This window comes from Pseudoalteromonas sp. EB27 (assembly GCF_001974875.1).
Lineage (GTDB): Bacteria > Pseudomonadota > Gammaproteobacteria > Enterobacterales > Alteromonadaceae > Pseudoalteromonas.
The window spans coordinates 234,465-242,293 of record NZ_MTQD01000006.1; the positions used below are offsets into that span (position 1 = coordinate 234,465).

The 7,829-nt window shown below is 37.6% G+C and carries 8 protein-coding genes; 4 read left to right on the forward strand and 4 right to left on the reverse strand.

The features are described from left to right. Nucleotides 1-9 precede the first annotated feature (9 nt). Nucleotides 10-210, reverse strand: coding sequence for a hypothetical protein (locus BW142_RS09060; RefSeq protein ID WP_076924659.1), 201 nt, complete (start codon nucleotides 208-210; stop codon nucleotides 10-12). A gap of 106 nt (nucleotides 211-316) precedes the next feature. Between BW142_RS09060 and BW142_RS09065 the strand changes: the two genes are divergently transcribed. From BW142_RS09065 to BW142_RS09075, 3 genes are all read left to right on the forward strand, one after another. Further along, on the forward strand, nucleotides 317-799 hold the full coding sequence (locus BW142_RS09065; protein ID WP_076924647.1) for a GNAT family N-acetyltransferase: 483 nt from the start codon (nucleotides 317-319) through the stop codon (nucleotides 797-799). Between the two features lie 138 nt (nucleotides 800-937). Continuing rightward, complete coding sequence (locus BW142_RS09070; protein WP_076924648.1) at nucleotides 938-1,549, forward strand: MarC family protein; 612 nt, start codon at nucleotides 938-940, stop codon at nucleotides 1,547-1,549. 30 nt (nucleotides 1,550-1,579) lie between these two features. Further along, nucleotides 1,580-2,461, forward strand: a complete 882-nt coding sequence (locus BW142_RS09075; protein WP_076924649.1) for an alpha/beta hydrolase-fold protein — start codon at nucleotides 1,580-1,582, stop codon at nucleotides 2,459-2,461. Nucleotides 2,462-2,978: 517 nt separating this feature from the next. Here the strand turns inward: BW142_RS09075 and BW142_RS09080 are convergent. Both BW142_RS09080 and BW142_RS09085 read right to left on the reverse strand, forming a co-directional pair. Continuing rightward, complete coding sequence (locus BW142_RS09080) at nucleotides 2,979-4,118, reverse strand: MFS transporter (protein ID WP_076924650.1); 1,140 nt, start codon at nucleotides 4,116-4,118, stop codon at nucleotides 2,979-2,981. 24 nt (nucleotides 4,119-4,142) lie between these two features. Continuing rightward, complete coding sequence (locus BW142_RS09085; RefSeq protein WP_076924651.1) at nucleotides 4,143-5,315, reverse strand: MFS transporter; 1,173 nt, start codon at nucleotides 5,313-5,315, stop codon at nucleotides 4,143-4,145. A gap of 108 nt (nucleotides 5,316-5,423) precedes the next feature. On the opposite strand from BW142_RS09085, the gene BW142_RS09090 reads away from it, so the two are divergent. Next, the gene (locus BW142_RS09090) at nucleotides 5,424-6,335 is read left to right on the forward strand and encodes a LysR family transcriptional regulator (RefSeq protein ID WP_076924652.1); all 912 of its coding nucleotides are present in this window, start codon (nucleotides 5,424-5,426) and stop codon (nucleotides 6,333-6,335) included. 88 nt (nucleotides 6,336-6,423) lie between these two features. Here BW142_RS09090 and BW142_RS09095 read toward each other — a convergent pair whose 3' ends face one another. After that, complete coding sequence (locus BW142_RS09095; protein WP_076924653.1) at nucleotides 6,424-7,632, reverse strand: porin; 1,209 nt, start codon at nucleotides 7,630-7,632, stop codon at nucleotides 6,424-6,426. Nucleotides 7,633-7,829 lie beyond the last annotated feature (197 nt).

Genomic DNA, 7,829 nt, shown 5'->3' on the forward strand with positions numbered 1-7,829 from the left:
TGTGTTTGGTTAGCTATTTTGTTCTCGCGCTAGTTGGTTAGGGAGAAGTTCTTCTACTATTTCACGTGCGGGGAGTGTGTAACGTGTGCCGTCAAACATTACTGAGGTAAACTCGCTAATATTAGTAATGCCTGTTAAGGTCCAGCCTTCGCCGCGCTTTGGGCAATATACTGTGGTAGTGGGTTGTATTACTTTAAAATCGTCACTCATTACGTTATCTACTCTTTTTGCTTTAAAGATAATGCTTGTTAATGGGGTATGGTAAGTTAATAATGCTTGCCCATAAAGAGCTAATTTAACTAACCACTTAAATAAAATGTTTAATACCACAAAGCTTGAACGCGTTACGCTGCGTTTAATTACCCACAAACACGCTGCGTGTTTATTTAATATTTTAAACCATCCGCACGTGTCAGAATTTAACGACTACGATACACCTCTTAGCAAAACACAAATTAAACAATTAATACAAGATGATATTAGCGCCTATTATGAAGGCGAAGTGATTAGAGTTGCAATTGAACATAATACATCTGGAAAGTTAATGGGTACTTGTGGGCTTTATAATTTAACGCCCTGTAAAAGTAATGCATTTATAGGATTTGAGCTGCACCCCGACTTTTGGGATAAAGGCGTAATGTTTGAAGTAGTCACTGGTTTCACTAAAGAGTTACTTGAGCATATTCCGCTTAAACATTTATCGGCTGAGGTGAGTGCACACAATGCACGCTCTCATAATTTACTTATGAAGTTAGGCTTTAGTTTAAGAGAAAATTCTATTTGGCATAAATCGCTTTAACGTAAAACGACAAATCTTTAAATCTTTGCGAGTGTAAATAAAATACAAAAAATAACGGCTTTCTATTATAGTTAAGCGTAAGCAAATGAATTTGTTACCCGTGTTTTATTAAATATTTACGCTTAACAAGGATTTTATATGCTAGAAAAACTCTCTCAAGATGCACTTGTTATTTGGGCTACCATTGATCCAATAGGCACGATGGCGTTGTTTGCTGCGCTTACTTCTCACTTAACCGATAAACAACGTCGTAAAACAGCTTTTAAAACGGTGCTTTATGCAGGCTGTGTATTATTGGGTTCTATTTTAATAGGGCAGCTAATACTCAATGCGATGGGAATTAGATTGGTGTCGTTTCAGTTAGGTGGCGGTATTATATTGTTTTTGTTTGGCCTGCAAATGATTTTTGGAAACGATTCTAACAAAGCTAAACAAGACCCTGAACACGATATTGCGGTGTTTCCGCTAGCTATACCAGCAACTGCGACCCCTGGTGCTATTTTGGCGGTGATACTACTTACCGATAACCACATACACCCAATCACCACTCAAATAGGCACAGCGCTTGTTACACTTGGGGTGCTTGGCATTACATTAATATTGTTGCTGCTTTCGGGTAAAATAATTAAGCTTATTGGTACTGGCGGCGCGTCTATTTTAACGCGTGTTATGGGGATGATTTTAGCCGCATTTTCGGTTGAGCTTATTATGACCGCGCTTGAAATAAAACAATGGGTTAAGCTCGATTAAATAACTCCTAAACATGTAAAGGAATGCCGCATGGCAATAAAAATAACAAAACACTATTTTATTAATTTAAGTTTAGCCGTAGTAATTTTTGCTATCGGTATTTTAGCTATACGTTATTACAACCATTATGTATCGGCCTATACCGATGTAACACTTAACTCAAGCGTGCTTAATGAGTCGCGCAAAGTATTTATAAGATTACCCGCTAATTACAATCCTAAAAGAGCGTATCCGTTAATTATTAAAACCGACGGTAACTTTAATTTAGATACATGGGATAAAGCACTTACAAAACAAGCTAAGAGTGAAAAAGGGGATAAGGCTATATTGGTGTCTATTCCTAATTTGTTTTTTACAGATACACGTAATCGCGATTTAGTGCCTCCTTATGCTCGCCAAGATGTAAATACACAAGCGCGCCCAGAAGGTGAAACACTTATAGAGCCAAATGGTGAAGCCGACAAGTTTTTAGCGTTTATTGAAACTGAGTTACTCCCTTATTTATCAGCAAAATATAAGCTTAGTAATAACCGTGTGTTAAGTGGTTTTTCGGCCGGTGGCAGCTTTGTACTTTATACACTGCATACAAGGCCTGAACTGTTTAATGGCTACTTTGCCTTTAGCCCCGCGGCTTGGTATGACGATATGACAGTGGTTAATAATGTAGAAGCATTTTTAACTACTCAAGCAAATAAAATTAAGTCGCCTACTTATTTATACCTTTCTGTGGGTGGAGCAGAGCATCCGTTAATGTTAAAAGCGTTTGATAATTTAGAGTCTGCTTTAACAGCAAACCCTAATAATAACCTTGTGTGGCAAAGCGCTATAAACGAAGGTGCTGAGCATTCAGATAATCCAACACTGAGTGTATCAAAGGCATTAGCTGGTTTTAGTAAGTTTATTAAAAAGTAGGTTAGATAGGTATAACCGATAACTGTATGCATATACAGTTATCGGTGTTTTAACTATTTATGATAACGAATCAGCTTCATAGCACTTTACTTAGTTTAATGTTATTAACGACTTACAAAGGGAGTTGGTTTAAATTATTTTTACACAGTAAATACGCGCACTGTGTTTATATACAGCGCGTAGGTGTTGAGTTAGAATACAGGCAGTACCTATGAGCATATATCACACCTATTTGTTACTGCTTTTAATTAGCCTTACGCCTTTGTGATCAGCAGTAATCAGTGCAAGCACTTTGCAATTTCAATATAGTTTCACCATCTTTATATACTCTTAATGCAATTAATATAAGTTAGCTGGTGGCTTTACAGAAAGAACACATCATACTAAATGTTATTATAATGCTAAACTTAGCAATAGAGTCAAATTAGAAAAAAGTAATCAGGAAAGTAGTGCAAATAAAGCGGGAGGTTTAGATAAAAAAAGAGCATTTATAAAAATGCTCTTTTGTAAGTTACGACTACTTTGCTTTGGTCGGTTTAAAAAACAATACCAGTGCAATTATAAATGCTGAAACGCTACAAATTATAAATGCGTTTTTCTCACCACCAGGTATATATTCCATAAATGAGGTAAAAAACTGACCCGAGAATACAGCCATCGTAAAGTACGATAAGTTACGGCCGCGTACTTTCACATCGCTGAGCTCTACCGTCATATGGTTTAAAAGCGGAATACTAAAACCAAATCCTATACCTATTAATATTGCGCCTAAAACTAAAAGTAGGGTGCTTGCTTGTGTAAAACAAATATACGATAAAGCAAAGGCTAAAAAGGCTAATGCTAACACCTTAGGCTCACCAAATTTCTTTGTTATTTTAGGCATAAAGCCTGCAGTAACTACAGCCACTAAAGATATAAATGCGAGTAGTTGGCCTATTTGTGACTCGTTAAAGTTTTGCTGGTTCATTGTAATGGGCAGTAAAACGGTTGATGTAAAAAATATGGTCATCGCAAGTGTTGAAATTACATAAACGCTTTTTAACGAGAGGCCATTGTTAGCTTTGTGGTGTAGATGTTCTGGCGCTTCATCGTTATTACTAACCAGTGAGTTTTTACTTGGCACAAACAATAAAAGCATAGCCAAAAATACCCACGCTATTAAATAAAGTGAAAATGGCAGCGCCCAAAATTGCGAGGCTAATAATCCACCTAAAAATAAAAATATAACACCGCCTAACTCTATCGCCATACCTTGTTTTGCAATCATGCCTAGGCGTGCTTCGCCTCTGTACCATACAGAAATTAAAACCGTACAACTTGCCATTACCACAGCAGTTATACCGCCAAGTAAAAATCTGTTTGCAAATACAAGTGTTGGACCATTTAAAAAATAAGCGCTTGCACCTGCCAGTCCATATAAAAATAAACCAATTATTAAAAGCTTATAAGCGCCGTATTTATCAATTAATTTTCCTGCTAAGGGCGCAAACACCACAGCCCCCAACGATGGCAACGTGATTAAAAGTACGGTGTTATCGGTTATACCTAATCCTTGTGAAATACTGACTAAACCTGGTGCAAGTAGGGTTCCCACCATAATAGTTAAGCTCGCAATACACAATAATGTAAAGCTACCCGCTGTTTTCAATGTATTCATTTTTACTCCTTAAGTTTTAAGCGATTATTTTTTTGCAAATGAATTGAAAACAGCACTTAGCAAAATAAATATAATGCTTACACCAACAACGCCAGGCCATTGATAAAGTGCAAATGCCTTAACACCAACCATTGAGCCTAAAGCGCCTCCAATGTAATAACCCAGCATGTAAATTCCATTTATGCGACTTTGCGCAGTGGGGTCAATACTAAAAACACGCACTTGGTTAGCCACTTGCGCACTAAATATGGCAAAGTCGATTAAAATAATGCCAATAACTAACGACGCTAAACTGCCATTAAACAAACCTGTAATAGCAAAGCCGATTGCCGCAAGTGTAAGTGCAATCATAATTAGAGCTTTAGATCCTAGTTTGCTGACCCATTTACCCGATGACTTAGCCCCAATTACACCAGCCAATGCTATTACACCAAATAAACCCGCTTGTTGAGCGTTGTAGTTAAATGGCTCGTTACTTACATAAATTGCAAGTGTTGCCCAAAGCACGTTAAATGATGCAAACCAAAATGCGCCCGAAAGTGTAAAATGCTGTAGTGATTTATGTTTAATAAACAACGCCAACGTACTTTTAATGAGAGGCCAGTAACGCAAATTAGTGTGTGGCTTATTGCCAGGTAAAAACACGCGCAGTAATATACCAAATAATGCTGCGAGTACTGCTGACATTAAAAATACACTTCGCCAACCAAATTGCTCACCTACAAATCCACTTAACGTTCTTGAAAGTAAAATACCGATAGTTAAGCCCATCATTAATGTGCCTAACGTGGCACCTTTTTGCTCGCTCGATACAAGCGATGCTGCAAAGGGTATTAATTGCTGGGTTATATTGGCGCTTACACCAATTAAAAATACCGATATAAGTAATAAAGGTAAGTTAGGTGCAAGCATTGCTGCACTACAAGCCACTACTAATAAGCTCGACAAAATAGTAATTAAACGCCTGCGAGCAATCGAGTCACCCAAAGGAGAAATAAATAATAACGCAAACGCGTAACCAATTTGTGTAAGCGCGGGAATACTCCCAAGCTGTGAATCAGTTAAATTAAATTCGTTCGCTATAAGCGGTAAAATAGGCTGGTTGTAGTATAAGTTTGCTGCTGTTGCGGCAATTGCAGTGGTCATTAGTAATAAAATAAATCGACTTAATGACTGATTTTGTTTGGGTTTGGTCATAGCTGTCTAGTGTTGTTAACTCATGCCGCTATGGTATGAGTTCTTTACCTATAACAAAAATGATATTATTTTATAGAATCTATACAAAAAATGTATTTAAGGTGCGTAATGGATATTAAAACATTAAAAAGTTTTGTCAGCGTGGCTAAGCATCAGAGTTTTTCAGAAGCGGCCAAAGAGCTACACACCGTGCAACCTGCAATAAGTAGGCATATTGCACAGCTCGAAAGCGAGCTTGATGTTGTGCTGTTTATAAGAAATTCACGCGATGTTGCAATAACTCAAGCGGGTGAGCAGCTATTAAAAGATGCACGCGCTATTTTGGCTCTAGCTGACAAAGCTAAAACTCAGGTTAAACGTGCCCACAACGGGCAGGTAGGTACACTTAATATTGCGCACTTAAGCTCGGCATGTTTAACCTTTATGGCAGCACTGGTTCGAGAATATAAACAGCAATACCCAAGCGTGCACGTTACATTGTTTGAAATGACTGCAACTGAGCAAATACATGCGTTTAAAAATGATTTAATTGATGTGGGTTTTTCACGGCCTTTACCTGATTCAATTAATGATGAATTTGTAAGTCATACTATTTATGTAGATTCATTGGTGGCCATAGTTAACCAAAACCATACGCTGGCAAATTATAAAAATATTGATTTAGTTAAACTAAAAAATGAGCCATTTATTATTTTTAATAGAGAGGAAGCACTTGGTCTTTTTGATGAAACCATTTTGCAATGCAAGCAAGCTCATTTTTCACCGAACATTATTAGCCAACCTAGGCATATGCAAACATTAGTTACCGAAGTGGCTGCAGGCCTTGGTGTGGCAATTGCGCCTTATTGCGTACGTAAATTATATAGTAAAGGGTGCCATTTTATAAAACTGAGCGATGTATTCACGCAAATTCCGGTGCTATTACAATTTAAAAAAGCAGATACCAATGCGGCTGTTAACGCATTTGTTGAAATAGCCTTAAATGCAAAACCAAGTATTAAAAAAAGTATGGCGGAATAAAAAAGCCCAATTAAAAAGTTAAAAGGGCTAAAAGGGTTGTGCTTAGGGAAGTTGTAGTCTTTTTTAAACTTATATTTAGAGCTTATATTTAGAACTTATATCTAAAACCAAATGCTATACCGTCGTCTTCCGACTGCTCCATTTGTGCTTGTTGATCGTCGTTATCACTTTCAAAGTCACTAAAGTCCTTACGTGCTTCTATGTAGGCAATAGTGGCTTCGTCAATTAAGTAATGTAGGCCAATAACAGCAAACTGACGCTTAAATACATCGTCAGGATCGGCGTTAAAGTTTGGCTGAATTACGTAATCATCGCCGGCATCAAACACGTTGTAGGCAATAAAAGGGCGAAAGTCGTTATCAAAACGGTATGATGCGAATGTTTCTATACCAATTGCGTCTTTAATTAAGCGACCAATGTTATCTGTGTCGTGGTTTTTGTTTTTATTTACGTTGGCAGCAACGTAAAGGCCGCGTTTATCAATGCTGCCCCACATAATACCGGCACCGTAAATAAGATCTTCAACATTACGAGTAGAGCCATCGCCAAACGTTAAATCAAACTCACCTCGGTTAACACCTGCCGTAAGCGTTAGCATATCGGTAGGGGTATAAGTAACAGATGCACCAAATGTGTAGTTAAATTCAACTTCTTGGGCTGCACTATCGCCAGAGTTCCAAAGCGTTTCGCATTCTTCTTCTGAAATATCGCTTACGTCACAGGTATAAAACTCGCTGTTTTTAAGCTGCGCTTGTACTGCAAAGCTAAAATCGTTATAGCTATTGCGGTACTGCACTAACTTATCACCACGGCCAGTGCCATTTACAGCGCCATCGTCTTTGTTATAGGTGTAGACACCTGCTGCATTACCATCCCATACAAAGCTATTATTTGTTCCATAAACTACGTCGTACCATGCACCCCATTGTTTACCAATGGTAAGTTGACCGTACTTTTCGTGTGAAAGGCCTGCGTAACCTAAACGGTTATACAAAAATTCGTCCTGAATTGACTCAAAACGATTGTTATAAATAATATCGCTACTACCAACAGGGTTTACTCCCCATTCTACAAGAGCAAGGGCAGTCCAATCTTTCTTTAGCTCTCTAGTAAAACCAAAGTTAATGCGCGAAGTGCCGTTAACAACTTCGGTTTCGTTTTGTGTGTTAATTACACGCACATCAAGATACCCACCTACTTCTATAGTGTTTTTGTCATCTTTGTATAACTCTACCGCTGAAATAGCGGGTGCGAATACAATACTTGCGCTAATCAGTGTCGCTAATTTTTTGCTCATCTTGTGTGTTGCCCTGTGTAAATTTTTAGTGTTTTTACGTAGGTAAAAATTCAGATTTGAAGACTAACAAAGCAATAAAGAGCTCAAAAGTGAAAAATACTCAACAAAATTGACAGGCAAATTCTATTGATATTCACTAGAGGTTAATTTTGTTTTTCAGGTGTTACAGAAGTTTGTTTTTATATTGAATATATAGG

Excerpts from the sequence above, each read along its gene's own strand:
- BW142_RS09090 (WP_076924652.1), top strand. The coding sequence starts at position 5,424 with ATGGATATTAAAACATTAAAAAGTTTTGTCAGCGTGGCTAAGCATCAG.
- BW142_RS09095 (WP_076924653.1), bottom strand. The coding sequence starts at position 7,632 with ATGAGCAAAAAATTAGCGACACTGATTAGCGCAAGTATTGTATTCGCA.
- BW142_RS09060 (WP_076924659.1), bottom strand. The coding sequence starts at position 210 with ATGAGTGACGATTTTAAAGTAATACAACCCACTACCACAGTATATTGC.
- BW142_RS09075 (WP_076924649.1), top strand. The coding sequence starts at position 1,580 with ATGGCAATAAAAATAACAAAACACTATTTTATTAATTTAAGTTTAGCC.
- BW142_RS09065 (WP_076924647.1), top strand. The coding sequence starts at position 317 with ATGTTTAATACCACAAAGCTTGAACGCGTTACGCTGCGTTTAATTACC.
- BW142_RS09070 (WP_076924648.1), top strand. The coding sequence starts at position 938 with ATGCTAGAAAAACTCTCTCAAGATGCACTTGTTATTTGGGCTACCATT.
- BW142_RS09085 (WP_076924651.1), bottom strand. The coding sequence starts at position 5,315 with ATGACCAAACCCAAACAAAATCAGTCATTAAGTCGATTTATTTTATTA.
- BW142_RS09080 (WP_076924650.1), bottom strand. The coding sequence starts at position 4,118 with ATGAATACATTGAAAACAGCGGGTAGCTTTACATTATTGTGTATTGCG.